Below are 26,466 nucleotides of genomic sequence, written 5' to 3'. Positions count from 1 at the left end.
TATGATGATTGTTATTCTATTTAACTCCTGTACTTCCAAATCCTCCTTCTCCTCTAGTTGTTTCTGATAATTCTGTTACTTCGATCCATTCTGCTCGTTCGTGTTTTGCAATTACCATTTGGGCCACTCGTTCTCCATTCTTAATAGTAAAATCTTCATTCGACAGATTTACTAAAATTACCCCAATCTCTCCCCGGTAATCTGCATCTATTGTTCCTGGTGCATTAAGTACTGTAATCCCTTTTTTGGCTGCTAATCCACTGCGTGGACGCACTTGTGCTTCATACCCAACCGGTAACTCTATAAATAATCCGGTTTTTACAATTGTACGCTCTAGTGGTTTTAGCGTTATTGATTCTGTTATATGTGCTCTTAGATCCATTCCTGCCGAAGCAATAGTTTCGTAATGAGGTAGATCGTGAGATGATTGATTAATTATTTTTATCTGCATATTGACATACTATTATCCTGTAAAAAAGCTAGACTACTATGCCATAAGCGGCAAGAGTCAAAATTTTAACCGGACTTATCTTTTTAAAATTTGTTTTAATTCTTTCTTTTCTGAGGCGTACAAAATTACTAAAAACCCAAGTAACAATGGGATAGAAATTATATAATTACTATCAAAAACATAAAATGATAAAATCGAAAAGGTAATGGATATAGAAAGATACATTCCTATCTTCTTAAGGTTATAAGGAATGGGATAATATTTTTTGCCATAATACCATGATAACATCATCATAGATCCATAAGCTGCTAGTGTTGCTATAGCCGATCCAAGGTAACTATATTTTGGTATCATAATAAAGTTTAATACTAATGTAATTATAGCCCCTATTACAGAAATATAGGCTCCAAACTTAGTTCTATCGGTAATTTTATACCATACAGAAAGGTTATGATATATCCCAAGGCAGAGATTGGCTAATAAAATTATCGGAACAATTTTAACGGCCTCCCAATATGCCTGATCTCTTATGATGAAACCTTTTAATAAATGTACAAAAACGACCACCCCAAGCAAAATAACCGCCCCAAAAGCCACAAAGTATTTAGTAATTCTGGCATAGGTTTCGGGAGCATTCTTATTTTCGGAGTAGTTAAAGAAAAATGGTTCTATTCCTAATCTAAAAGCTGTAGCAAACAAAGTCATAAACAATGCTAGTTTATAACAAGCAGAATATACGCCTACCAAATGATCAGCTACATCTTCTGGCAACAGGTAATCCAACAAAATTCTATCAAACGTTTCATTAATAGAGTATGCAACTCCTGCTATAAGAATCGGAAAAGCGTAGTTCATCATTTTTTTCCAAAGCACTCGGTTAAAACGATACTTAATCTTACTATAGAAAGGAATCAATAATACTAATGTTAATCCACTCGCAATCAAATTAGAAACGAAGATATAATTGATCTCATAATTCTCTATTGTGATACTCTTTAGTATCGAAAAATCTTTTGATAATGTCTTTAAGTAGAGTAATAGAAAGACATTCAGCCCCAGGTTAACGATTACATTTAGAATTTTAATCAATGAATAGCGCATTGGCTTTTCATTTGCTCTTAGCCATGCAAAGGGGATAATTACTAAAGCGTCTAATAAAAGGATCCAAATTACTAAAGTAATGTAATCAACTCTTATATCGGTAAGTATTGCTATTTGGTTTCTAAATAGCAAGGCTAAAACAAAAAAACAAAATGATGAGATCACCAAAGATATTGCAGATGTACTTACTACTGCATCTTTATCAGACTCTTTATTAAAAAATCTAAAAAAAGCGGTTTCCATACCATAAGCCAGTATAACATTGAATAATACGAAATACGAAAATATAATAGAAATCTTACCGTATTCTCCTGTTGGCAACAGATCTGTATACAGAGGGACTAACAAAAAAGACAACATACGAGGAAGCACTGTTGCCAGCCCATAGATAAAAGTTTGCTTAAAGAGTTTTTGAAATATGCTCAATTGGTGGTGTACTTATAACTGTAAAAATACAATTTTTTTGTCTTACGTATTGACCCGTTTTTCTTACCAACAAACTCGTTTAAGTTTTTTTCTATTGGCCAAAAAACTTAAACGAGTTCGTTACTAAACACTACTCCTTAACACCTAAAATATCATCAATAGTATTTACAGTGACAGAATGATAGTTTGGTCGCGCTTTCTCATAAATAAGTAATGCTTCTTTTGTTTTATTGTTTCGTTGATACGCTTTAAAAATAGTAGAAACATACCAACGACGTCCTACAGTAATAAGAAAATCTTCAATTTTTTTATCTACATGATTACCATGGTAATCATGATTTATGGATTGTTCGTACCAAACCATTGCAATATAAGAGTTGGTTGCATTCGTTAGATCAAAAGCTTTATCAAACATGGCTAAATGTTTTTTATTTATATCTTTTGGAAAATTACGGACAAAATATACCCATTCCTGAGTTGTCCAATTTTCGGTAATTTTTACATCTACCTTATTATCTGCGATAAATTGTGTTAACGCTTCTAAGACCTTATCAAATTTGTCTGATTTTGCAATCGCTTCATTATTCGGAACACCTGCTTTATAAATCCACTCATCTGCATTAAATTTAATATTCTCTTTACTCAATAAATTTTCATTCAAAAAAACAAGGAATTTCTCTGTACTTATGGTAGAGAAAGCATGTGTTTGAAAGTAATTGTTAAGGAATTTATCGAATTTTTCACGCCCTACTGTTTCTTCTAATGTTCTTAAAAATAAGTATCCTTTCTCATAGGCAATACTATTCATTCCATCATCAGGATTTCGCCCTTTTAAGTTCAGTTTTAATTTAGTCTCATCTGGTGTTGCTTTAAAACCCTCTATTTCATCATCCAAACTTTGTCTACTAATTAATGCTAACATATTTGCCCTGTCTACTCCATACAATTCTTCCATAATACGGGTTTCAAAATAAACTGTAAACCCTTCATTAAGCCAAAAATCATCCCAAGTTGAATTAGTAACCAAATTCCCAGACCATGAATGTGCCAATTCATGTGCTATAACAGATGTTAAACTTTTATCTCCTGCTATTAGTGTTGGGGTAGCAAAAGTCAAACGTGGGTTTTCCATTCCTCCAAAAGGAAAACTTGGTGGTAATACGATCACATCAAATTGCTCCCAGGCATATTCTCCGTATAATTTTTCGGCCGCAACAACCATTTTTTCCATATCCGAAAACTCATTATGAACGGCATCTACCATAGATTTCTCAGCATAGACTCCTGTTCTCTCACTAATCGCCTTATACTCAATATCCCCAACTGCTAGTGCAATGAGATACGGAGAGATAGGCTGTTTCATTCTAAATCGATACTCTCCATTTTCTGTTTTCTCTTTTGGGTTTTCTGCACTCATCACTGCCATCAGATCTGATGGAACACTTACTGTAGCATTATACGTTATTCTTATCTGAGGACTATCCTGTATAGGAATCCAAGTTCTAGTTAATATTGCTTGCCCCTGTGTAAATAAGAAAGGATGTGTTTTATCGGCAGTTTGTTGTGGGCTTAACCATTGTAATGCTTCAGTCTTATTCGTAGTTTTATATTGAATTGTTATTGTTTTTGTAGTGTTTTGAATATCAATTTTTAGTGGCTGCCCCATGTATTCATCAAAACTTCCTAATACAAACTTGGTATCAACCCCATCTGCCTTTACATTTTCAATTTCCAAAAACTTAACATCCAAAATGACTTCTGAAGCGTTGTTGTTTTCTATTTGATAAGTGGCATTTCCGTTAATGATTTCTTTTTCAAAATCAACATCTATATCTAAATCTAAATGTTTTATTGCGGCTTTATTTGGCTGTGCAAAAGAATGTGACTCTTCTTCATACTTAGACAAAGAAGCTTCCTTTTTCAATTCTGTTTTTTCCTTTTTAGCGTCGGCACAACTTCCTAACATTAGTATTGTACACACCAATAAAGTAATTACTTTTTTCATTTCCTATTTATAGATTTATAGTGTTGATTATTCTCTTTTATTCAAAAAATGGTATTTCTAGTTACGTATTGTCATTTTAAATGCAATACATGACTAGTTTTTCTTTACAATTTCCAATAGTATTAAAAATAGGTGTACTGGGCAAAAAAATAGTACAGCAATTCAACTTATTATTCTTCTTTTTCGGGTACATTATTTAATTTAAAATACCCTTTTTTACCCTTTTTGGTATACGCAACAATGCACTCATTAGCTTTAAGTTCGAAAGGAGGCTTTTTTTCAACTGCCGGCAACTGGTTCTTAAACTCTTGCTTAGGATCGTCACTCATAATCAGATCTTGTCTTCTAGAAGGATAAGTATGATGACCTACATATACAAGTTCATTAGTTTTATGTCCCAGTTCTATCTTTTTACCTTTAAAATACGCATACTCTAATTGCACATCTGATGTCGAATTAACTTCTATATATAGCATAAAACCAGAACCTCCGCCTTCAACGCCAGCTACCCATTTCTGAAAATAAACATCTTTAATGACTATCGGTGTTTTCATATCTATTTGCTGACTGCTGGCACATTGTATATGTGTAATCAGTATTAATAAAATACCAATTGTTGTACTTATTGTTCTCAAATTTATCATTTTTGATATTTTAAGCATTTAAAAACAAAATTGATACCAAAAACTATAGTTCTGGTAATTTTAGTTTCACTAAAGATAGGGAAATAGGCAAAACACCTGTTGAAAAAACAAAAAACCTCATAAGAAAACTTATGAGGTCTTGGTATTTTATTATAATAATTCTAGCCAGACTGAATTAATATTAAACTACAATTAGTTATTTAAGGCTTCGGCACCACCAACAATTTCGAGAATTTCATTAGTAATAGAAGCTTGTCTTGCTTTGTTATATGACAACTTAAGCGCGTCTCTAAGCTCTGTAGCATTATCTGTTGCTTTATGCATCGCTGTCATACGTGCTCCATGTTCTGATGCAAATGAGTCTCGTATTGCTTTATACAATTGCGTCTTAAGTGACTTAGGAATTAATTGCTCTACAATTTCTTCTTTAGAAGGTTCGAAGATATAATCTAGATTTACATTCTTATCACTTTCTATTGGCACAATTGGTAAGAATTGCTCTGTAGTAACATCCTGAGAAGCTGCATTTCTAAATTTATTATACACAATAACGATCTTATCGCAAGAACCATTAGTAAACAGCTCCATTAATTCTTCGGCGATATCCGCAACATTAGCAAAAGTAAGATCATCATACACCGAGCTTTTATTTGCTACTACTGTATGTGTTTTTGAAACAACATCATTAACTTTTTTACCTATAGTAACAAAATCAACTTGTTTACCTGCGTATTCATTTTGATATAGCTCTCTTACAGCTTTAACAATATTAGAGTTAAAAGCACCGGCTAGACCACGATTAGAAGCAATTGCTACTATCAACACTTTATTCACTTCACGTTCTTCTGCATATGTACTTGCACTATCTCCTTCTAGCGAAGCACTTAAGCTTTGCAATAGCTCGGTAAGTTTATCTGCATAAGGACGCATTGCAGTAATCGCCATCTGTGCCTTATTCAACTTTGCTGCAGATACCATTTTCATGGCACTTGTAATTTGCATCGTTGAAGATACAGAGGTAATTCTACTACGTAATTCTTTTAAATTTGCCATTTTTCTTAGTATTGAGTATTGAGTAGTTAGTAATGAGCACTTTCTAGATCAACACCATTCTAAATAGTAAACTTTATTTTATTAAGTACAGCGTATTAGAATCTAATACGCTGTACTTTAATACTAGTTTTTATATTTTGCTGAAATTTCTTTACAAGCAGCCATTAACACATCGATTACCTCGTCTGTTAATTTTCCTGCTTTTAAAGTATCTAGTGTATCTCTATGCTTGGCATTAAGATATTCTATATAATCACTTTCAAATTCTTTTATTTTATTTACAGGTACATCTCTTAATAGGTTTTTAGAACCTGCATAGATGATTGCAATCTGATCTTCTACTGTATATGGATCATTCTGTGCTTGCTTAAGAATCTCTACGTTACGCTTTCCTTTTTCGATTACGTTTAAGGTAGCCGCATCAAGGTCAGATCCAAACTTAGCAAATGCTTCTAATTCACGAAACTGTGCTTGATCTAATTTTAGCGTACCTGCTACTTTTTTCATTGATTTAATCTGTGCAGATCCTCCTACACGAGATACAGAAATACCCACATTAATTGCCGGACGTACACCAGAGTTAAATAAATCTGATGTTAAGAATATCTGACCATCTGTAATCGAAATTACGTTTGTAGGGATATATGCAGATACATCACCTGCTTGCGTTTCGATAATTGGTAATGCAGTTAATGATCCTCCTCCTTTTACTTTATCTTTTAAAGAATCAGGAAGGTCATTCATATCCTTAGCAATAGTATCATCTGCAATTACTTTTGCAGAACGCTCTAATAATCTAGAGTGAAGATAGAAAACGTCTCCAGGATAAGCCTCACGACCTGGTGGACGACGTAATAATAAAGATACCTCACGATATGCTACCGCTTGTTTTGATAAATCATCATAGATGATTAGAGCAGGACGTCCTGTATCACGGAAATATTCTCCGATCGCAGCACCAGCAAATGGAGCATATACCTGCATTGGAGCAGGATCTGAAGCATTAGCCGCTACAATAGTTGTATATGCCATTGCTCCTTTATCTTCTAATACTTTTGCGATACCTGCTACTGTAGATGCTTTTTGCCCAATGGCAACATAAATACAGTATACTGGTTCACCAGCATCATAAAATTCTTTTTGATTAAGGATAGTATCGATACAAACCGTCGTTTTACCTGTTTGACGGTCACCAATAACTAATTCACGTTGTCCTCGTCCTACTGGTACCATCGCATCGATAGATTTGATCCCTGTCTGAAGAGGTTCATTTACTGGTTGACGAAAAACTACACCAGGAGCTTTACGCTCTAATGGCATTTCGAAAGTTTCTCCTTCGATTGCACCTTTACCATCGATAGGGTTACCTAATGTATCCACTACACGACCTACGATTCCTTCTCCAACATTAATAGATGCGATACGTTGTGTACGTTTTACAGTTGCACCTTCTTTAACTTCGGTTGAAGAACCTAAAAGTACTACCCCAACATTATCTTCTTCTAAGTTAAGTACGATACCTTCTAAACCAGATTCGAATTGTACTAATTCTCCATATTGAGCATTAGACAATCCGTATACACGAGCGATACCATCCCCTATTTGTAATACTGTTCCTACCTCTTCTAATGAAGCTGATGCTTCAAATCCAGATAATTGTTGTTTTAATATTGCTGATACTTCAGCAGGATTCACTTCTGCCATTTTATAATAGTTTGAAAGAAAGAGTATAAACACTCATCCTCTTATTATTAAATTTATAAACGTATGTATTAATTACTTAATTCTCTTCTTAAGTTTGTAAGCTTATTTGCTATACTTGCATTATACTGTAAATCACCTACTCTAAGAATAAATCCACCGATAATACTTTCATCGATTACATTTTCTATTGTAGCTTCGTTACCTGTTAATTCTTTAATTTTAGCCAAAACTTTAGCACTTAACCCTTTATCTAATGGTACTGCTGTAGTTACTTTTGCAACCTGAGTATTGTTTAACTCATCAAACAAAATACTATATTGCTTAGCTACATCGTCTAACAGATTCACTCTTTTATTTTCGATTAATACATCAAAAAGTTTTTGTGTAATCTCACCAGTACTCTTAAAAATCTCACGCAATGAAGCAAGTTTAACTTCACTTTTGATCAACGGACTATTTAACACCATTCTGAGCTCGGCGCTATCGCTAATTGTCGCGATAATACTTTGCATATCCTTCTGAACATCTTCAGTAGCTTTTTTATCCTGAGCCAAGCTCAAAACTGCTTTAGCATAACGTATTGCTGCTCTACTCATTTAGTTTAATTTAAAGTAACATCCTCTAACATAGACTCAACTAATTCTAGTTGTTTCCCTTTGCCAGATAATTCTTTTCTTACTACTTTTTCTGCAATCTCTACAGAAAGTCCTGCTACCTGATTCTTAAGATCTGCAATTGCTGCCTTTTTCTCACTAGCGATAGTAGCTTGTGCTTGTGCTACAATTTTATCGGCTTCTGCCTGCGCTTCAGACTTAGCATCTGAAATCATATTTTCTTTAAGCTGTCTAGCTTCTTTAAGCATCCCATCACGTTCTGCTCTCGCTTCATTTAAGATTCGCTCATTATCTGCCTGAAGGTTTTGCATTTCTTTTCTTGCCTCTTCTGCAGATTCTAATGCATTTTTGATTCCTTCTTCACGGTTACTAACAGCCTCTAAAATAGGTTTCCATGCAAATTTCCTTAATAATAATAGTAAACCTACAAAGATTAAAATCTGCCAGAAAAACAGACCAAACGAAAAATCATTTATTAACTTCTCCATTATTAATTATATTAATTTCTTTAGTGTTTAATTTTAAAAAATCTAATTAACAACAGCTATAACCAACCGTTATAGCTGTTGTTTGTAAATTAAGATGCGAATAACGCAGCAAATCCAATACCCTCGATAAGTGCAGCTGCAATAAGCATAGCTGTTTGTATCTTACCAGAAGCTTCTGGCTGACGAGCGATAGCTTCCATCGCCTGACCACCAATTCTACCGATACCAATACCAGCACCTATTACGATTAAACCTGCTCCAACAATTCCTGGAATTTCCATAATTATATAATTAAAAATTAAACGTTCAAATTCTAGTGATGTGCCTCTTCATTTGCCATACCAAAGTATAACGCAGACAACATCGTAAATATATAAGCTTGTAATGCTGCAACCAATAATTCTAATATTGATAGTGCAAAAGCTAATCCAAATGATAATGGACCACCGATCCAGTTTTTAAACAAGAATATCATTCCGATAATACTCATTAGTACCACGTGACCTGCAGTCATGTTTGCATACAAACGAATCATTAATGAAAATGGCTTGATAAAAACTCCTAACAATTCTATAGGTGCTAAAACAACTTTCATAAAAGTTGGCACGCCTGGCATCCAGAAAATGTGACCCCAGTAATTTTTATTCGCTGTTAAATTAGTGATTAAAAACACGATTAATGCCAATGCAAAAGTTACTGCAATATTTCCTGTAACATTTACTCCCAGAGGAGTCATTCCTAAAAGGTTCAAAAACCAAATAAAGAAGAAAACGGTAAGCAAAAAGCTCATGTACTTCTTATATTTATGTTCACCAATATTAGGGATAGCAATATCATCTCTTATAAACAAAACCAAAGGCTCTAAGAAACGTCCTACACCTGTAGGAATACCATTATTTTTCTTATATGATTTTGCAAGACTTCTAAACATAAAAAACATAAGTAAACTAATTAATAGCATACTTACTACATTTTTGGTAATCGAAAAATCAAGTGGTTTTGCATTAGTAGCATGATGATCTTCATCATAACTGATCGTTCCCGATGCATCTGTTTTGTATATTTTGGAATGGTATAATTTATAATAATTACCATCAACTTCTGCAACAGTTTCACCATGATGAAACTTAGAGGAAGAAAAAACTTTTAGTCCATTATCCCATAAAATCACAGGCAAAGGAAAGCCATAATGCTTGTTTGCTTCTTCATCAGAAAACAATGTAAAATCATATGAGTCTTGAAGGTGATGATCTATAAATTCTTTGATTCGTTCTTTTAAACCTCCTTCTCCTTCATTTTCCTTTTTCTCGGATTCTTTGGCAAATAAGTTTCCTGTCGTAAAGACCAGACTAAAAATCAATAAAATTTTAACTACAGTATGTTTTTGCATTACGCGTAAAATTTCGGTTCCTAAATTTCGGTGCAAATGTACATAATTATGTTAGATTCTTAAACTATTTTGACTAAATAAGTTTAAGATTATTGTAAAATGATTAAGTTTCTGAAAATCAATTATTTATCAGAATTCAAAATCTTCGAGACATAATAGACTTCGAGGATTAAACAGATTAGATAGGCTATAAAAAAATCGAGAAAGACATTTTTATTGATTTCGAAATCACTAAGCTTACTGATAGCAATAAAAACTCCTATTTTTATAAGACTACCTGCCATAAAAATAAAACCAAGTTGGTCTTTAAATTTTTTACTTAGTAACAGTATAATGAAAGTAAACACAAAGGTAAATGTGCTATTGAATATATATGAAAGCTTGATAATATTAATATTTCTTTCGAGTAAAAAGGCATTTATGATGCTCATATGGATCAAATAACTGCCTGCTATTACAATAGTGAAAAGAAATAAAAAACGGAATACGTTCTTTCCCATTAGCGTATTAAAATTCTTTATTCAAAAAAATAAACTCTTCAAATATCTAAATTTTCTAAACATTTAAGAAATTTAAAAATCTAATAAGTAATTAATCCGATTTATTAATCCGATTGAGTTGCTTAATCACCAGATAGATAGAAGCGGTTACCCCAAAAAGAATAAACCCCATGGTAAACCATTGTTTGTCCAATTCGTAGTAGGCATCTAGTTTTTTTCCGGCATAAGCACATAGGAATATGGTAGCTCCCATTTGGAAAGCTATTCCTGTAAGGGCAATATATTTATTAAAGGTTTTCTTACCCCGATTATTATTTTTCAAGGTTTCTTTTATTAAGAAAAAACATCGTTTTAAATAAACATTCTAATATACAGAAAATCTATTGTCTGATCTCGTCTCTAATAGCATGACCAGAATAAGTAATCACTAAATCGTTCGAGATTATTTACTAAAGAGAAGTTTTCTTCTCCTTCAGCTCTATAAGGAGACTCCCTTTTTGGTGTCCTGTAACTATTTTTTTAGTAAGTGTTCTTATGAAATTGATATTTTTCATGCCCTTTATCTATAGTTACATTTTTTATATTAGAAGTTTGTATTCACTCAATCAAGAGAAAACTTAATACTGCAAATACAAACTTCTAATCTAAGCTGATTTTCCTTGTCCTTGTGCTGTTTGCGATTGTGAAGTTTTCTGTTCACTAGGCTTGCTCAAAGATTTCACATTACCTTTCATAGAACAAGATGCATTAAAGTTTGCTCCTGGTTCAACAGCTAATTTACCCACAGTAACTTCGCCTTCGATATGTGCCGTTGGTTTTAAAGATAAGGTATTTGATACGTTAAGAGTTCCTGAGAACTTACCTTCGAAATCTGCATCAGAGCACTCTAACGTACCTTTAATAAAGCCTGATGTTCCTACTACTACTTTGCCAGTAGTTTTAAAAGTTCCTTCGATAGTACCTTCAATTCTAAAACCACCTTCAGAAATAACATCTCCTACGATTTTAGTTCCTTCTGAGATTTTGTTTTGGTTACGAGAGAAATCGGTCGTACTGCCGTAGTCTCTTCCTTTTTTATTGTCTGAAAACATAATATATAAGGGGGATTAAATGATTATTCGGTTTCTAATTCTGGTTCTGATTGAGCATATTCTTCAAGATTTTTATGAATCTGAAGTACTCGATAATTTGGAGATGCTATCGTAAAATACGCAGCCTCTACTTTTTCATAATATTTCTTTTTCCTGTTCCACTTTGTTAAATCAACACCACGGGTGTCTTCGGTCTTACCCAAAGACAATAATTCTCCAAATCCTTCTGCTGCTAATCTACTCCCGTTTGTATGTACAACTACAAATTGTTGATCTTTATTATATACATCTAAGGAAACTTTCATCTTCTCATATCGAAGTTCTTTGATAATGGCTTCTATTTGTTCTTTTAATGCTTGTGCTTGATTGTCTCCAAAAGCAGAAAATGCATAAATCAACTTATGGTTATTCTGCTCGTCTGTATTAGTCAAAAATGCATTATCCTGAATTTGCGGAATCGTAACCTGATAGATCACCTGTGCCTTTTTACCTTCTGGGCTTTGAGGGTAATTAAGAGACACATAATTAAGTGCTTCTTTATAGGCTTCAAATCCCCTATATCGTCCTATCGCCTGAGCTTTTAATAATTCGAATTTGGGTAAAAAATCTTCATCTCCTCCAAATTTTATAATCATCTCATCGCTTTCTTTTATTACAGACGCATATTTTTGGTTCTGAAAATCCCTATACAACCTATTATATATAGATTTAGGACTGTTTTCATCATCTTTTAATGCTTCATCAGGATTCTGAAGAATTTTGGCATATCTCGATTCTCCATGATTATTAATAATATCCTGCATCATTGCATTAGATCTCGAGGTGTTTCCTTGTGCCAAATAGATTTTGTATAAATTATATTTAGAAGGAATAATTAATCGTTCTTCGGGATTGCTCTGCAATAGGTTGTCGAATTTATCTATAGCTAATCCATATTCCTGAAATTTCTCTTTATATATAACTCCTAGTTGATAATAGGCAAAATTACGATCAGTTTGAAGACTATCTATAGCTGAAGGATCGGTCGGTAATTGAGCAATATAGGTTTGCGGATCAAATGTTGGATCGGTATCGATAGAGTATTCATCCTTTTTCTCTTCCTCTATTGCAGAAACAGCACCTGGATTAGAAATACTTGAAACTCTCCAATTGTCTTGTAATTCTCTGTTCCCGTATGTTCTTTTAAATGCAGTTTTACCATAAGCTACAGTAGTTTGATTATAGAAATAAAAGATTCCTCCTTCTACCTTTGGCCCTTTAGTATCTGTTCCAAATCCAGAACCTGGCTGTCTATACCTTTGTTCTACAGGTAAGTTTTCCTTTATTCTGGCAATTTCTGCAGCTTTTTCTTCTTCTATAGCTTTTGTTTTTAACGCATTGGTATACTCTGCATAATACGTTATTCTTTGTTCTGGCGACATGGCCAAAACAGTAAGAATACTATCATTTGTTTTGGCAATACCTTCATATAAAATAACATCTTCAAGATTGTCTCTCTTTTTCTTTAGTACCCTATATCGTTTTGAATCTACAATCATTCGCTGAAGTGTGCTATCATAATACGCTCCAGAGATAGCATACTCTTTTCTATCAAAACTAATATCTCCAAGAGTATAATAATTAAGGGACTCTAAGTATTTATCTTCAGACTTTGTTCGTAATGATTTATTATAATATGCTACAGCCAGATCAATAGAATCCAAAGTTTTAAAATAGACTGCTTTTTGATTGTATATTTTATCTAAAAACGGTCGATTTTCTCGATTTTTTTCAAGATCAGCTAATAATTCAAGAAACTCTTCTTTATTGCCATTCTCATAATTAAAATTTCGAGCTTTTGCCATATAGGCATTCATCATATATTTTCTGGGCGCCTTTCTATTAAGTTCAATAACCTGATCAAAAGCGTAATTTGCACTATCCTTATAGCCTAACTCATTTAATAATTGTCCTTTTATATACAAATATCTGCCTTTCTCTTCATTTTTTCTGGTATGAACGGCAGCTTTGGTAATATAAGTAACAGCAGAGTCTTTTCTTTCTAAGTTAATATACGCCTGAGCCATCATAGCTACAGCATCGGCATAATCCTGAGGTTTCATAAACTCCTGCTCGATCATTCGAGTAAGATCCTCTATCGCTTTATCGTTATTATCAAGGCGAAGATTAGTTTTGGCCCTCCATACTTTGGCATGATTGATCGTATTACTTGTGGGATATTTATATAAAATGTAGTTAAAAGCTTCTAATGCCGGCACAAAACGTTGTTCAAAATAACGAGCTTTGCCTAATAGCAAAAATGCTTCGTCGATTTTAGGGTTACGTTCCTTATTATCAATAAGCATGCTATGTTTTTGGATTGCTTTTACAGCCTTTTCCTCTGCCTTATCAAAGTTTTTATTAAGCACCTCATTAGGAAGTCTAACATCTTCACTTACAATCATCCTTTCTACGGGTAGTAACTCCCAGAAATTGTCTTTATAAGACTGAATGATATCTTCCTTACCTATATCAAAAGCCAATCGGCCATTATATAGCGTATTATTTTTTGTAGTAACATCATGCCATGTACGATTTATAAACTTGTCCTTTTTACGAGAACAAGCAAATCCTACAATTGCCAAAAGCAATATCAGTGCGATCTTTAATAATTTTCTGCCCAAACCAGATAAATTTATACGTGTGATAACTAAAAAACTTGACTTTTAGTGTGTTGATTGTACACAAAAATTATGTGTGCGTTGTAAAAATACATTTCTTTCGTTAAAAAACCGGTTGTTAACATCTTTTTCTCGGCTTAAGCTCTCTTTTTTTACTATATCGATTATTGATCAAAATATTATATCCAAAATTAAGGAAATCACAACATCAACATTTTATTGATTATCAAAATGTTAAATATGATCGTGATTTGTTTTCTAGGTAAAAATTATTCAATAAATTCATTGTGATTTTTATAGACTATTATCCTATCAAAATTTTAGACTCATGTCTTAAGTGTCTATAAATGTTTAAGGCAAAAATCTCTTAAAACTCTTATTATGAAATCAAAATTGTTAAACTTAGGTAAGGCACTAAACAAAAAGCAACAGCAAAAAATTATGGGTGGTGCTCACAGGCTTTGTACCAGTCATCAAGATTGCCCTGGGGGTCAGGGATGTTGTTATGCCGTAGAATTATGCTTTTTAGATTCTTATCCAGGTCTACAGCCAGGTGGCACATGTTGGAATTAAATACTTTTTTCTAATTAATCCAAAAATAACAGGGTGCTGAAAACAATTTTTTTTGGTACCCTTTAAAATAAAGAACACATCTTCTAATAATCTTTCTTTTAATATCGAAAGACTTCTTGCTATTCTCTTTTCCAAAGTGTTGTATTGGTACTAACAAAAAAGTAGAGTAGTTAATCCATTTTTTATGACCATCATAAGGTATTTTCTTCTCATACAGGCATTCATAATTCTATTTATTTCTGGTGGAGTTTTCTTCAAACATTCTAAAAACCTAAAAAGCTGGACAATTGCTTTTTTTTCGGGAATATTTGGTTTGGAAATATTAGTATTTCTTTATGGAACCAGTAAACTATCTATAATTTATCCCGAGTTTTTAGGGTGGTTTTATTTTGATATGGGTTTTCTTTATGGTCCTTTTTTATGGTTTCATTTTCATTCTTTTATCTATGACAAAAACCGATATTCAAAAATTGATAGTTTACATTTTATAGCATTCGTAATTACATATATTCTCATAATAGACATTTTAATGTTACCCAATGAAGAACGTTTACAATATATGAGAGAACGTTTTTTAGATCAAATTATGCCAATAAATTACGCCAGGGCCATTCATCAACTACTATACGCAATTGCCATTATTTATATAACCAAAAAAAACAAGGCCAAACTCTCTTCAAACGTATTAGTATATTTATTTACACTTGCGATTATATACATCTGTTCTACTCTGATTATTTCATTCCTTACTCTATTCGCTGATGGCTGGCGTCAATTTGCTTACTATTATTTGTTTAACAACATCATGATTTTTGTTGTTGGGATTATTCTCTATAAAAATCCTCAATTTCTGAAAGAGATTAAAAAAAAATATTCGAACTCTACATTGGATCATGACGATATGGTTCAAATTCAAAAGAAAATTACCAATCTATTTATTTATGATTCGATATTTCTAAAAAATGACCTCACCATTAGGTATTTGGCTGAAGAACTTAATGTGAAACCTTATCAAATTTCACAGACTTTTTCTGAATTTATTCAAGAAAGTTTTAATGATTACGTAAACAAACATAGGGTAACATATTCTCAAAAATTATTGAAAGACACTGCATACAACATTTATAAAATAGAAGCTATTGCTACAGAGTCTGGTTTTAATAATAAGGTCACTTTTTATAAGGCCTTTACAAAGCATACCGCTACAACACCCTCTAAATATCGAAACTTAAATAAAAGAAAGAGTAAAGAATAATTTAAGTTAACGTTTTACAAGGTTTTTTATATGTCATAAATCATGATTGGTCAATAATTTTATGCTGAATAATAATTTATTAATCACTTAAATACAACAAATCATGAAAAAGTATTTCTTAGCATCAAAAGTGAAATTCATAAAAACTTCGCTTGTCTTATTATGTGCAATTTTATTATCCATTTTCTTAATGACTCCATTAGAAAATCTAAATGCCAACAACTTAAAAAAACCTACCTTAGAAAATATGGATTGCACCACTGGTTGGAGGCCTCAGCGTGAATTTTGTTCTTCTTGTTTGCTTGGCGTTTGTACTAAATATAGAGAAGATAGAAAATACCATTTTTGTGGAGGAATGGAAATAGCAACCGATGAGTATAGAAACGTCTTTATAGGGTTTTCTTCATCTTCAAATTGTCCCTAAACTTCTTTTATTAACTTTTAAAATAATATAATTATGAAACCACAAGAAATGAAAAAAACAATTAAGCCCGCTTTGTTATCCATAACAGCAATTATAATTTTTGTTTTTATGCTCACTAGTTTTAAAAACAATACAATATCAGACAAACTTGTAAATGTAGAGTTTTCTGAAGATCATACAGGAGGTTGGGTTTGTGGAGGAACGGATGACTGTGGAACAACCAGAGAGCGTACTTATACAGATGTATCTTGTAAAAAACATTGGAGTTGTCTTTGGCTTTGTGAAAAAAAATATGTTGTTACAATCACAGAAACAAAACGTTGCGCTACTGGATTTCCTAATTGCGAAGGAGGAAATGCTCACAAATGGGATGAAACCGGCAGCAGTGGCAGATGGGTAAAATGTAACTAATCAAACATGCTATCTTTTAAATACAATAAAAGATAGCATGTTTTCTTATTCTTCTTCACCAAAATGTGCCTCAAGCTCTCTAAGTGTTTCTTCTGATGTAGAAAGATCTTTTACTACTTGTCCTTTATCCAGCACTACAATTCGCTCGCATACTTCTGTAACATGCATTAGGTCATGACTAGACACTAAAACTGTAATATTAGGATCTGTAGATAGTTCTTTAATTATTTTTTTTAATCGAATTTGTGTAGTTGGATCCAAATTCGCAAAGGGTTCATCTAGAACAATTACTTCTGGATTACCAATAAGTGCAGCTACAATACCTGCTTTTTTCTGATTCCCTTTAGAGAGGTCTCTTAAGTATTTTTTTTGCCCTAAAATCTCACCATGAAAAAAGTCTTCAAAACCAGATAATAACGCATCTACATCGGCTTTATTTTGCCCACGAAGTTCTCCTATAAAATAAAAATATTCTTCTGCAGTAAGATACCCTATCAAGAATGTCTCGTCAATAAATGCTGAAGTAACCGATTTCCATTCTTCACTTTCATTAACTTTAATTCCTTTATTTTCGATATACCCTGTTGTCGGTTGAATAAGATCTAATATAGCACTAAATAAAGTTGTTTTTCCTGCTCCGTTATTACCCACCAGACCAAAACTCTTTCCTTTCTGTATTTCTAGAGATTCAATATTAAGTACGGTATTTCCGGTATATGTTTTAGTTAGATTATGTACTGATATCATGTTTCTTATTTTTTTTGTTTGTACGCCCAGATCGTTTTATACTTCTCTGTTCTATAAATCCTTTCTATTTTATTAAAAACTGCATCTTTAAATGCGAATCCTGCAATACCCGCAACAGTTACAAGAGCATATCCTGCATAAGGGCTATACGCATAATGACCTATTGCATATAATATCATAGGTAAAACCATTTTAGGCAATGATAGTAGTAAGGTTTTAGCATTAAAGGCTTGCTTATCTCCGAATGCATTTTTGTTACTGGTTAAATCAATAGGTGTTTTTACATAGGCTCCTGCCCATAGTACCACATGAGAATTCACTCCTATGTTATAGATCGCCCCTACCACGATAGCAAGATATACTTCCCATCCATAATACAAATACCCAGATGCTAATACCGTAGAGATCAATGTTGCAATTACCATTAACCACCATTTAGAAGATAAATATTCCTTATAGCGAATATTTTGACTCATCATTAATGGGTAATACGAACTATCCCAACTCGGTACGAACTGTCCAAAACTTAATAGAAATCCACCGGTGACAAAAATGGCAGCAAAAATTCTCCAAACGGGTCCATCATATGCCTCTACAGATCCTGTGAAAAACAACAATCCGTAAAATAAGAATAGAATACTCACCAAAACTGTAGACCTGGCTCGCTTATTTCTTTTTATGAGTTTTATGTCATTTTTAAGAAAGGTTGCAGTTTTACCAAATCTATCTAACCACTCCAGATTTTCTGTTTTTACATTTTTGGTTTTAGTAGCTAATCCTGCATCCAGATACAGGTCGGTTACAAAGGATCGAAACGATATGGTTATTAAAAACAACAGGATCGCTATAGGAATCAATATCAAAAAAGGAATTTCATATAATCCTTTAAAAAATGGAGTTGTATATGTTGTAATATCAAAATATTCAAAATAATGTAATCCTCCTAGAATTGCCAAAACACCTCCTATGATAAATATAAGGTTGTCTTTTTTGTTTAAAATAATATTTAGGAAATTATTACTGTAGATTAATGCAGCCAATCCTATATTCCATAATAACACATCAAATACTGGATATTCATTTCCAATCAATACAATAGAAAATGGAATAAAAAAGAAAGCATGAATAATATTAAAAAATGAAAATACTGTTTTTCCAAAAGCAAAAGAAACGATTTTTCTTTTCTTGAAAGGAAGGATCAACAGAGGCTTAATATTAATAACCGGCATTTTTTGCAAGGCATATCTAAACAATAAATCGACTACTAGCCAATATATTAAAAACCTGTTTATGGTTTCTAGAGGGTCCAGATTAAACTCTTCTTTAATTAAAAAAAAGGCACCGATTCCTCCCGAAGCCATCATCACAATAAACCAAAGTGCCCAAAACCCCATAAAGAACTTCATAAATAATCCAGAGGTTAAAGAAGCTGATCGCCAAAAAGATTTCCATTGTAAATTGATGAAGCGGGTAAACATAGTTAAGATGTATTTAACTATTTAGTAATCAAAAATGAGATTTTGTTACAAAAAACAATTAAGAACTGCTTAAATTTTTTCGTAAAGGCTATCTTCTCTGGTTGCATTTACTATTTTTGTCACAAATTTAAAAAATGAGATTCCGATATATTATCGGACCCATACAACTGTCTACTTTGAATTCTTCTTAATACTGAAGTTTTCAAATTAGGTTTTTTAGTACAATACAATGTCAGATTTTCATAAATTACCCATACAACATATTACTCGAGAAACTCCCCTGGCAGTTTCTATAACATTCGAAGTACCAACAACATTACAGAGTGCCTATTCTTTTATTCCAGGTCAATACATTACTATCAAAACCGAAGTAGAAGGAAAAGAAGTACGTAGAGCATATTCTATTTGTAGTTCTCCAAAAAGTAATATTCTTAAAGTGACTGTTAAAGAAATATCCGGAGGTACATTTTCGGTTATTGCGAATAACAAATTAAAAGAGGGCGATGTACTCGAAGTTCATACTCCCGAAGGTAATTTCTCAATTACTCCTAATACCCAAGCAAATAATTCTTATGCTGCTTTTGCAGCAGGTAGTGGTATTACTCCCGTAATGAGTATGATCAAAGCTGTTCTTGAAGAAGAACCCAATAGTCGTTTTGTTTTGGTTTACGGAAATAAGACTCCAGAAGAGACTATTTTTCATAAAGAATTATTAGAATTACAAGCAAAGTATTCTGATCGTCTATTTATAGAATTTATATATAGTAGAAGTCAGGAAGATAACGCACACTTTGGAAGAATAGAAAAGTCAACTGTAAATTATGTCGTAAAAAATAAATTTAAAGACATTTCTTTTACTTCATTCTATCTATGTGGTCCCGAAGAAATGATCAATACAGTAACTTCAATTTTACAAGACAACGGCATTACCAAAGATAACATCCATTTTGAACTCTTTACTAGTAGTGCTTCTGCAACAGAAATAGATACTAATCTTGAAGGAAAATCGAATATTAAAGTATTGGTAGATGATGAGGAGTTTAGTTTTGTTATGGATCAGAAAAAAACAATTCTTGATGCAGCGCTAGACCAGGATATTGATGCTCCTTATTCCTGCCAGGGAGGAGTGTGTAGTTCTTGCATTTGCAAAATCACCGAAGGCAATGCTGTAATGGAAAAGAATAGCATTCTTACCGATGGAGAAATAGAAGAAGGACTAGTTTTGGCTTGCCAGGCACACCCAACCACTGCTTCGATTACTGTTGATTTTGATGATGTATAATAGAATCGACAATCCTTATTAGAAAAGTAGTCATGTGATATTCAAAATGCCCGTAACGGCAATTTTATCATAATTTGTTAATCGCGTCTACCACGGTTTCTGGTTTTATGGTATGCATCACTTTTTCATAACCGGGAGGTACTTTATTACCATAAATTGAAGTTGGAATCTGGTCATATTTTGCCAAATTTGGTAAAACAGCACGTTCCATAGGTTGCTCAAAAGGCATAAAACCAGTGAACGGATGCGTTACTCCCCATAGTGTAATTGTTGGCACTCCGTACATTGCTGCTAAATGTGCATTACCGCTATCCATTGATACCATAGCATCTAAGTTACCTATAAGTTTTAGCTCATCTTCAAAAGATAGTTTCCCAACGATATTGGTTACATTCTTATACTTGCTTTCTATATTATTTAGAATATCCATTTCTCGTTTACCTCCTCCGAAGAGGAAAATTTCATACCTATCTTCTTTATCCAAGGTCTCGATTACCTCAATCATTAATGCTAATGGATAGGTCTTACTATCATATTGTGCAAATGGTGCAATACCCAGCCATTTTTTTGTTGAATTTTGGGTTATAGAAAGAATTTCTGGTGTTAACGATTGTTTTTTCGGGAATTTATGAGTTGTGAGATCAATAGGATAGCCTAATTCAGAAAAGACATCAGCATACCGTTGGTGTGTTGTTTTTAATTGTTTGAATACCTTATTTTTTGATCGAGTCAATGCTTTTTTATCTGCGCGACCTTTATCTACTTGAACTGTTTTTATCCCTCGTAACAAAAATAAAGTTTTAAGTACATTAGAGCGTAATACATTATGCATATCGGCAACAGCGTTTATATTTTGTTTACGCAATTCATTGGATAATCGCGTAAGCCCAATAAAGCCTTTATGTTTATTATTTACATCTGCATAATACACCTCTAGATTTTCAATATCAGAGAATATGGGTTCAAAAAATTTTCGGGTAAGTACTGTTAGTTTTACATCGGGATAGGTAGCTCTAAAAACTCTTAAAACAGGAACTGTCATTGCTATATCACCCATAGCCGAGAGGCGAATCACCAGAACGTTCGTTTCAGAATTTTTAGATTTCTTTAGATTACTTCCCGCCACGTAATACTGGGTTTAATTCATCATCATTGTACATTTTCATTTGCTTATACACTTTCATGTATTTATCCCCGTTTTCGATATCATTCAACAATGTATCAATAGCGGTAGACAAGTCTACTTGTTGCTCTAGTAATACATTCAACTTGTTTTGGCATGCTGCTTTATGAGTATCTGTAGCCCCTTCGCGAATCGTTTCTACATGCATATGATATACTTTTAATGCCAAAATAGACAATCTATCTACTCCCCATGCAGGACTTTCTGTATTAATGGTAGCATTTGACTTTGGCGTTATCTCTTTATACAATTCTAAAAAATAACTATCAATATATTCTACCATATCTGTTCGATCCTGATTAGAAGCATCAATCTGTCGTTTTAGCTTTAAGGCTGCAATTGGATCAATTTCTGGATCTCGTATGATATCTTCATAGTGCCATTGTACGGTATCAATCCAACATTTTCGATATAGCAAATGCTCTATTGCTTGTGATTTACTATCATATGGATTTGAAAACTCTTGATCAACACTATCGATCACATGGTATTTTTCTATAACTTCTTTAAAAATGGAATTTGCTTTATCGGTAAACATCTGTGCTATTATTTTTCTGAAATTGTAAATATTCTATAAAGTATCTTCATATGTTTTCTATATTGTGTTTTATGAGCGTCGAATTACTCGCAATTTGTTGTTAAAGCCAATTCTTCCAAAATCAGTTTTAACTGTATTAATTCAAAATATACAGAACAATCATATGTGCGCAACCTTATTTTTTCGGCAGGTACAAAGGTATTATATTTTGCAATAGTATTTAGCATATGATAATTCAATCTACCTCAACAAAAATTATATGGTTGAGTTAGGTATAATATGTTTCTAACGAGGATTGTAATACGCTATAAGCTCTTATCATATATTATTTAGAACAATAATACTGTAAATGGAAGCAAGATGAATACCCAAATATTAATTTCTTTAGCAAATTGATGATAATTCATTTCGAGATATGTAGTACCAATAAGAGAAAGAGGTGTTGCTATAAAAAACAACTCAGAAGTATCTTTTCTTGGTGCAATAGCTGCTATTACAATCGCCACAATCAAATAGATAATAACAACTCGTAATATAGGTTTTGTATTCGCTGTTTTTCTACCAAACTTGATAAGGTATATTGAGAAAAAGAATACAATACAGATAGATATTATCCCTACAGAGAAAAGGTGTTCTTTTATAAAATAAGTATGAAACGAAAATGATATCGGATCAACATAAGTTGCAATTGCAAAAAACGAATCATAAAATAACAGTGTAAAACAATTTGCAAACACATAGATCATACTAATCCCAATAAAAGGAATAATCCAATTTCTATAGTTTTTGGGATCGAAAAACAATATTCCTAAAAAAACCAAAATGATAAACCCAATACTCCAAAAATAAGCTAACGAAGCTAAGCCGATGAAGATTGATGCATTAAAAATTTTGGCCTTAATATTTTTTTCATTTCGCAGATGTAGGATATTTTGTAGCGCTAGTAATACAAATACATTTGCTAACAAAATAGGAAAACTGGTTAGAGAATTTGGTAATATTGCGGTAAGAAAAGCATATAAAAGTATTGTAAATGTACCTTTATTGGTAAGGTTGTTTTTTTGTGCCACAAAATTAAGAGCTAACATTGGTAAAATATACAAAAAAATACCAGTAGCTGTTAGCAAGATATGACTACTTTCTACCTCAAAACCCTTTCTATAATGGGCAATACCAAACAGTATACTCATATACAATGCCACAGCAATGTAATTAATGGGTTTTGATTTACTAAAAAAGCTTGATAACACTACTATTTTTTATATTTTTGCACCAGACAATAGTATGGTATTGTCTTTAGGTATTATTGAACTAATTTATAAAAAGTTTTTAGTTTACCTCTTTAGACTTTTTACAAAAAAAATATAGAACAAGTTATGAAAGATTTTTTTGAAGCAATAGCATCCCTTTTTGTAGACATATTATTTATTCCTTTTGACTGGTTTAGAGCATTAGAGTTAGAAAGCTGGTTTGGTGCTAATATGCTTAATTGGGCGTTTATGTTTATTGGTTTTGCTGCTTTTATATATTGGATGAAGGAATTAAAGAAATTTAATGATAATAATGAGGAGAATAGAGATCCTACTGCACATTCATTTCTAAACTAAAACCTTGTGATTAAGAAGTAATTCTTAAGATTTCTCAGGTATTTAATATTAAAAAGGCGTTTAATTTATAATAAATTAAACGCCTTTTTAATTGTCTTATATCAAAGCGATGCTCGTTACAAATCGAATCCCAGGTCTTTTCTATAATACATTTTATCAAAATTAAGTTTTTCTATACTTTGATATGATGTTTTAACAGCCTTTCTAAAATCTTCATTTAATGAGGTTATAGCCATTACTCTCCCCCCGCTAGTAACTACTTTACTACCTTTAAGAGATGTACCTGCATGAAAAACAATAGAATCTGTAATCGTATCTATTCCTGTAATCTCTTTTCCTTTTTCATAAGCTTCGGGATATCCTCCAGAAACAGTTACTACGGCAGCGGCACTACGTTTATCCAACTCGAGAGTGACCTTATCCAGTGATTGATTTCCAACATGCTGAAATAATTGTACTAAATCTGTCTTTACTCTCGGTAGGACTGCCTCGGTTTCTGGATCGCCCATGCGTACATTATATTCAATTACTTTTGGATCATCGCCTACTTTAATAAGCCCGATAAAAATAAAACCTTTATAATCTATATTTTCTTTTTCTAATCCTTTTACAGTAGGTTTAATAATACGTTCTTCGATTTTGGTCATAAGTATATCATCTACAAAAGGAACTGGTGAGATAGCCCCCATACCTCCTGTGTTTAATCCTGTATCTCCTTCTCCAATACGTTTGTAATCTTTGGCTGTTGGTAAGGTTAAGTAATTTTTACCATCGGTAAGTACAAAAACGCTAAGCTCTATACCATCAAGAAATTCTTCGATCACAACTTTCTCACTCGCTGCACCAAATTTTTTGTTGGTTAGCATATTTTCAAGTTCGGCTTTTGCCTCATCTATGTCATGAAGAATTAATACACCTTTTCCTGCTGCCAAACCATCTGCTTTTAACACATAGGGCGCCTGTAAAGTTTCTAAAAATTGTTTTCCATCATCAACAGTAGCTGCGGTAAAACTTTGATATGCTGCTGTAGGTATATTGTGTCTTATTAAAAACTCTTTGGCATATTCTTTACTTCCTTCTAATTGTGCTCCTTCTTTTGATGGACCAATAACTACAACATCTTTCAATTGGCTATCTTCAGCAAAATAATCACTTATTCCTCTTACCAATGGGTCTTCTGGGCCAACTACAACCATTTCAATGTGCTCTTGTAACACTAAGTTTTTGATCGCAGGAAAATCTGTAACTGCAATAGCTACATTAGTAGCTATACCAGCCGTTCCTGCATTACCAGGTGCAACAAATAAGGCATCGCAAATCGGACTTTGTGCAATTTTATAAGCAAATGTATGTTCTCTACCTCCTGATCCGAGTACTAAAATATTCATGATGTATTATGGCTTGTTTTTATGAGCTCAAAAATAGTTTATTCGTAGTTGTATAGCTAATTCTTTCTATATAAAAACTCATGATTTTTTTATGTGCTTCTCAAATTAAAACGATCTTGCATCTAATAATCAGATGCTACCATATCTTATTTTAATTTTGTTCACTGCCATCATTGCGAATAATCCTACTACTTAAAATACTTCTCTTTTTTAAAAGCAAAGGAGTAACAATAGAGAAGAATACAATACCATTAAATCGAACTAACATAGATTCGAATATTAATGATATAAAAAGAATCAAAAAGACTGAAAATTCATTTCTACTTCTTTTCATACGCATTGCCAATATGACAAAAATACACACTAAAACCCCAAACCCAACAATGCCTGTTTGTAAATACGTTTGTAGAAACTGATTGTGGGCATTATACTTGCTTTTGTAATTAAGAATGTAATTCAACTCCTTATATTTTTGAACCAAAACATCGTTTGCATCTCCAACTCCATAACCAAATACAGGAGCATCTTTAATCAATTTGATACTGGCATCCCATGCCAACAGTCTTGATTTTTCTGATGCTGTGGTATCATAATATTCTCTTACATTACTAAAATCTTTTATTCTGGAATAAAAATCAAACACCCTAGGATTATTTAAAAACAGTAACAATCCCATCAAAAAAATAATGGTCATGGTATATTTCTTTTGTTTATCCCTAATATCAAAAATCAATAATATCGACATCACAAACAAAATAAGATAAGCCGCAATTGAAGCCAATAAAAAAAGATATAGAAATAAAAGAATAACTACTGCTAGCTGTATTCGAGATTTCAACTTGTTTTTAAGGTAATAACTTAATACCAATAATATATATATAGAAATATAATTAGCATTAACCGATCTGGAAAATAGAGATCCTACAAAAAAATAATGCCAATTTTTTACAATTCCCTCTATAAACACAAGAATTTCTATGCTTTCTTTTTCATCAATAATATGCCATGTTAAGCTATTACCTGCCTTAAAAACATTAATGAAAAATGAGACAATTAGCCCCATAAGTAAAAAGTCAAATAGTTTTTTTACCGTAGCAGCATCTTCTTTAACAAAAAGAAAAATTAAAGGAAATAATAATAATGAAAGAGATCGTTGTACCAAATCGAATCCACTGATCAAATTATCAGTATAAATCAATCCAAAAGACATCACAATAAAATATAACGGAAAAAGTAATAATGATTTATCCAGAACAAATTTCTTTTCAGCTCTAAACATCATACCGATCCCAAAAATGATCGAAATTATAAAAAATGGAGTTGGAAGATTGATCCCTAATGGTAATAAAAAAAAGGCAATATACAAGCTATTCCAAAAGATCATTACAACCCAATGATCTTCTTTATAAAACATGTTGGTTGCTTGGTTTATTATCTTAACTAGTTGCACTTT

Annotated in this window: 26 protein-coding genes; 6 read left to right on the top strand and 20 right to left on the bottom strand. The window is 32.5% G+C overall.

The annotated features are described in order from the left end of the window. Positions 1-16 precede the first annotated feature (16 nt). The 13 genes from dut to NNL09_RS07985 all read right to left on the bottom strand — a co-directional run bounded on the left by dut (position 17) and on the right by NNL09_RS07985 (position 14,130). Complete coding sequence (gene dut, locus NNL09_RS08045) at positions 17-451, bottom strand: dUTP diphosphatase (RefSeq protein WP_196911005.1); 435 nt, start codon at positions 449-451, stop codon at positions 17-19. Positions 452-526: 75 nt separating this feature from the next. After that, positions 527-1,978 carry an oligosaccharide flippase family protein gene (locus NNL09_RS08040; RefSeq protein WP_196911006.1) on the bottom strand — a complete coding sequence of 484 codons (1,452 nt, stop codon included), beginning with the start codon at positions 1,976-1,978 and terminating at the stop codon, positions 527-529. A gap of 130 nt (positions 1,979-2,108) precedes the next feature. Further along, positions 2,109-3,983 carry a hydrolase/aminopeptidase gene (locus tag NNL09_RS08035; RefSeq protein ID WP_196911007.1) on the bottom strand — a complete coding sequence of 625 codons (1,875 nt, stop codon included), beginning with the start codon at positions 3,981-3,983 and terminating at the stop codon, positions 2,109-2,111. A 170-nt stretch (positions 3,984-4,153) separates the two neighbouring features. Next, positions 4,154-4,618: a hypothetical protein gene (locus tag NNL09_RS08030; RefSeq protein WP_196911008.1), complete on the bottom strand. Its 465-nt coding sequence runs from the start codon at positions 4,616-4,618 to the stop codon at positions 4,154-4,156. A 201-nt stretch (positions 4,619-4,819) separates the two neighbouring features. Further along, positions 4,820-5,680 carry an ATP synthase F1 subunit gamma gene (gene atpG / locus NNL09_RS08025; RefSeq protein ID WP_025665400.1) on the bottom strand — a complete coding sequence of 287 codons (861 nt, stop codon included), beginning with the start codon at positions 5,678-5,680 and terminating at the stop codon, positions 4,820-4,822. A gap of 123 nt (positions 5,681-5,803) precedes the next feature. Beyond that, complete coding sequence (gene atpA, locus NNL09_RS08020; protein ID WP_025665401.1) at positions 5,804-7,384, bottom strand: F0F1 ATP synthase subunit alpha; 1,581 nt, start codon at positions 7,382-7,384, stop codon at positions 5,804-5,806. Positions 7,385-7,452: 68 nt separating this feature from the next. Continuing rightward, positions 7,453-7,980, bottom strand: a complete 528-nt coding sequence (atpH, locus tag NNL09_RS08015) for an ATP synthase F1 subunit delta (RefSeq protein ID WP_025665402.1) — start codon at positions 7,978-7,980, stop codon at positions 7,453-7,455. 5 nt (positions 7,981-7,985) lie between these two features. Further along, positions 7,986-8,486 carry a F0F1 ATP synthase subunit B gene (locus NNL09_RS08010; protein ID WP_025665403.1) on the bottom strand — a complete coding sequence of 167 codons (501 nt, stop codon included), beginning with the start codon at positions 8,484-8,486 and terminating at the stop codon, positions 7,986-7,988. 89 nt (positions 8,487-8,575) lie between these two features. Further along, positions 8,576-8,767 carry an ATP synthase F0 subunit C gene (gene atpE / locus NNL09_RS08005; RefSeq protein WP_196911009.1) on the bottom strand — a complete coding sequence of 64 codons (192 nt, stop codon included), beginning with the start codon at positions 8,765-8,767 and terminating at the stop codon, positions 8,576-8,578. Between the two features lie 32 nt (positions 8,768-8,799). Beyond that, positions 8,800-9,876 carry a F0F1 ATP synthase subunit A gene (atpB, locus tag NNL09_RS08000; protein ID WP_196911010.1) on the bottom strand — a complete coding sequence of 359 codons (1,077 nt, stop codon included), beginning with the start codon at positions 9,874-9,876 and terminating at the stop codon, positions 8,800-8,802. Between the two features lie 591 nt (positions 9,877-10,467). Continuing rightward, complete coding sequence (locus NNL09_RS07995; RefSeq protein WP_025665406.1) at positions 10,468-10,698, bottom strand: AtpZ/AtpI family protein; 231 nt, start codon at positions 10,696-10,698, stop codon at positions 10,468-10,470. Between the two features lie 322 nt (positions 10,699-11,020). Beyond that, positions 11,021-11,467 carry a polymer-forming cytoskeletal protein gene (locus NNL09_RS07990; protein ID WP_025665407.1) on the bottom strand — a complete coding sequence of 149 codons (447 nt, stop codon included), beginning with the start codon at positions 11,465-11,467 and terminating at the stop codon, positions 11,021-11,023. Between the two features lie 23 nt (positions 11,468-11,490). Beyond that, positions 11,491-14,130, bottom strand: a complete 2,640-nt coding sequence (locus NNL09_RS07985) for a hypothetical protein (protein WP_231389209.1) — start codon at positions 14,128-14,130, stop codon at positions 11,491-11,493. 378 nt (positions 14,131-14,508) lie between these two features. Between NNL09_RS07985 and NNL09_RS07980 the strand changes: the two genes are divergently transcribed. The 4 genes from NNL09_RS07980 to NNL09_RS07965 all read left to right on the top strand — a co-directional run bounded on the left by NNL09_RS07980 (position 14,509) and on the right by NNL09_RS07965 (position 16,790). After that, positions 14,509-14,700 (top strand): hypothetical protein, encoded by a 192-nt coding sequence (locus NNL09_RS07980; RefSeq protein WP_025665409.1) that lies wholly within the window; start codon positions 14,509-14,511, stop codon positions 14,698-14,700. A gap of 184 nt (positions 14,701-14,884) precedes the next feature. Continuing rightward, positions 14,885-15,955, top strand: coding sequence for an AraC family transcriptional regulator (locus NNL09_RS07975; protein WP_196911011.1), 1,071 nt, complete (start codon positions 14,885-14,887; stop codon positions 15,953-15,955). A gap of 103 nt (positions 15,956-16,058) precedes the next feature. After that, positions 16,059-16,379 (top strand): hypothetical protein, encoded by a 321-nt coding sequence (locus tag NNL09_RS07970; protein ID WP_196911012.1) that lies wholly within the window; start codon positions 16,059-16,061, stop codon positions 16,377-16,379. 33 nt (positions 16,380-16,412) lie between these two features. Then, positions 16,413-16,790, top strand: coding sequence for a hypothetical protein (locus NNL09_RS07965; RefSeq protein ID WP_196911013.1), 378 nt, complete (start codon positions 16,413-16,415; stop codon positions 16,788-16,790). A 45-nt stretch (positions 16,791-16,835) separates the two neighbouring features. On the opposite strand, the gene NNL09_RS07960 is transcribed toward NNL09_RS07965, so the two are convergent. Together NNL09_RS07960 and NNL09_RS07955 are read right to left on the bottom strand one after the other, a co-directional pair. Further along, positions 16,836-17,537 carry an ABC transporter ATP-binding protein gene (locus tag NNL09_RS07960; protein ID WP_025665413.1) on the bottom strand — a complete coding sequence of 234 codons (702 nt, stop codon included), beginning with the start codon at positions 17,535-17,537 and terminating at the stop codon, positions 16,836-16,838. Positions 17,538-17,542: 5 nt separating this feature from the next. After that, positions 17,543-19,015 (bottom strand): DUF5687 family protein, encoded by a 1,473-nt coding sequence (locus NNL09_RS07955; protein ID WP_025665414.1) that lies wholly within the window; start codon positions 19,013-19,015, stop codon positions 17,543-17,545. A 229-nt stretch (positions 19,016-19,244) separates the two neighbouring features. Here NNL09_RS07955 and NNL09_RS07950 point away from each other — a divergent pair, with 229 nt between their 5' ends. Beyond that, positions 19,245-20,297 carry a ferredoxin--NADP reductase gene (locus tag NNL09_RS07950; RefSeq protein WP_196911014.1) on the top strand — a complete coding sequence of 351 codons (1,053 nt, stop codon included), beginning with the start codon at positions 19,245-19,247 and terminating at the stop codon, positions 20,295-20,297. Between the two features lie 67 nt (positions 20,298-20,364). Here the strand turns inward: NNL09_RS07950 and NNL09_RS07945 are convergent, their stop codons facing one another. The 3 genes from NNL09_RS07945 to NNL09_RS07935 all read right to left on the bottom strand — a co-directional run bounded on the left by NNL09_RS07945 (position 20,365) and on the right by NNL09_RS07935 (position 23,268). Beyond that, positions 20,365-21,423 (bottom strand): glycosyltransferase family 9 protein, encoded by a 1,059-nt coding sequence (locus NNL09_RS07945; protein WP_254514223.1) that lies wholly within the window; start codon positions 21,421-21,423, stop codon positions 20,365-20,367. Then, positions 21,410-22,018 carry a DUF4254 domain-containing protein gene (locus NNL09_RS07940; protein ID WP_196911015.1) on the bottom strand — a complete coding sequence of 203 codons (609 nt, stop codon included), beginning with the start codon at positions 22,016-22,018 and terminating at the stop codon, positions 21,410-21,412. Before NNL09_RS07940 ends, NNL09_RS07945 begins: the two co-directional genes overlap by 14 nt. A gap of 329 nt (positions 22,019-22,347) precedes the next feature. Beyond that, positions 22,348-23,268, bottom strand: a complete 921-nt coding sequence (locus NNL09_RS07935) for a DUF6427 family protein (RefSeq protein WP_152538302.1) — start codon at positions 23,266-23,268, stop codon at positions 22,348-22,350. Positions 23,269-23,394: 126 nt separating this feature from the next. On the opposite strand from NNL09_RS07935, the gene NNL09_RS07930 reads away from it, so the two are divergent. Further along, positions 23,395-23,625: a hypothetical protein gene (locus NNL09_RS07930; RefSeq protein ID WP_025665419.1), complete on the top strand. Its 231-nt coding sequence runs from the start codon at positions 23,395-23,397 to the stop codon at positions 23,623-23,625. Between the two features lie 116 nt (positions 23,626-23,741). Here the strand turns inward: NNL09_RS07930 and purD are convergent, their stop codons facing one another. Both purD and NNL09_RS07920 read right to left on the bottom strand, forming a co-directional pair. Continuing rightward, on the bottom strand, positions 23,742-25,013 hold the full coding sequence (gene purD, locus NNL09_RS07925; protein ID WP_196911016.1) for a phosphoribosylamine--glycine ligase: 1,272 nt from the start codon (positions 25,011-25,013) through the stop codon (positions 23,742-23,744). A 151-nt stretch (positions 25,014-25,164) separates the two neighbouring features. Next, positions 25,165-26,427: an O-antigen ligase gene (locus NNL09_RS07920; RefSeq protein WP_025665421.1), complete on the bottom strand. Its 1,263-nt coding sequence runs from the start codon at positions 26,425-26,427 to the stop codon at positions 25,165-25,167. Between the last annotated feature and the right edge of the window lie 39 nt (positions 26,428-26,466).

The sequence above is a fragment of the Aquimarina sp. EL_43 genome (genome assembly GCF_943422735.1).
GTDB lineage: Bacteria > Bacteroidota > Bacteroidia > Flavobacteriales > Flavobacteriaceae > Aquimarina > Aquimarina megaterium.
The sequence above is the reverse complement of the archived record's forward strand: the minus strand, read 5'-3'. Positions and strand labels throughout refer to the sequence as shown.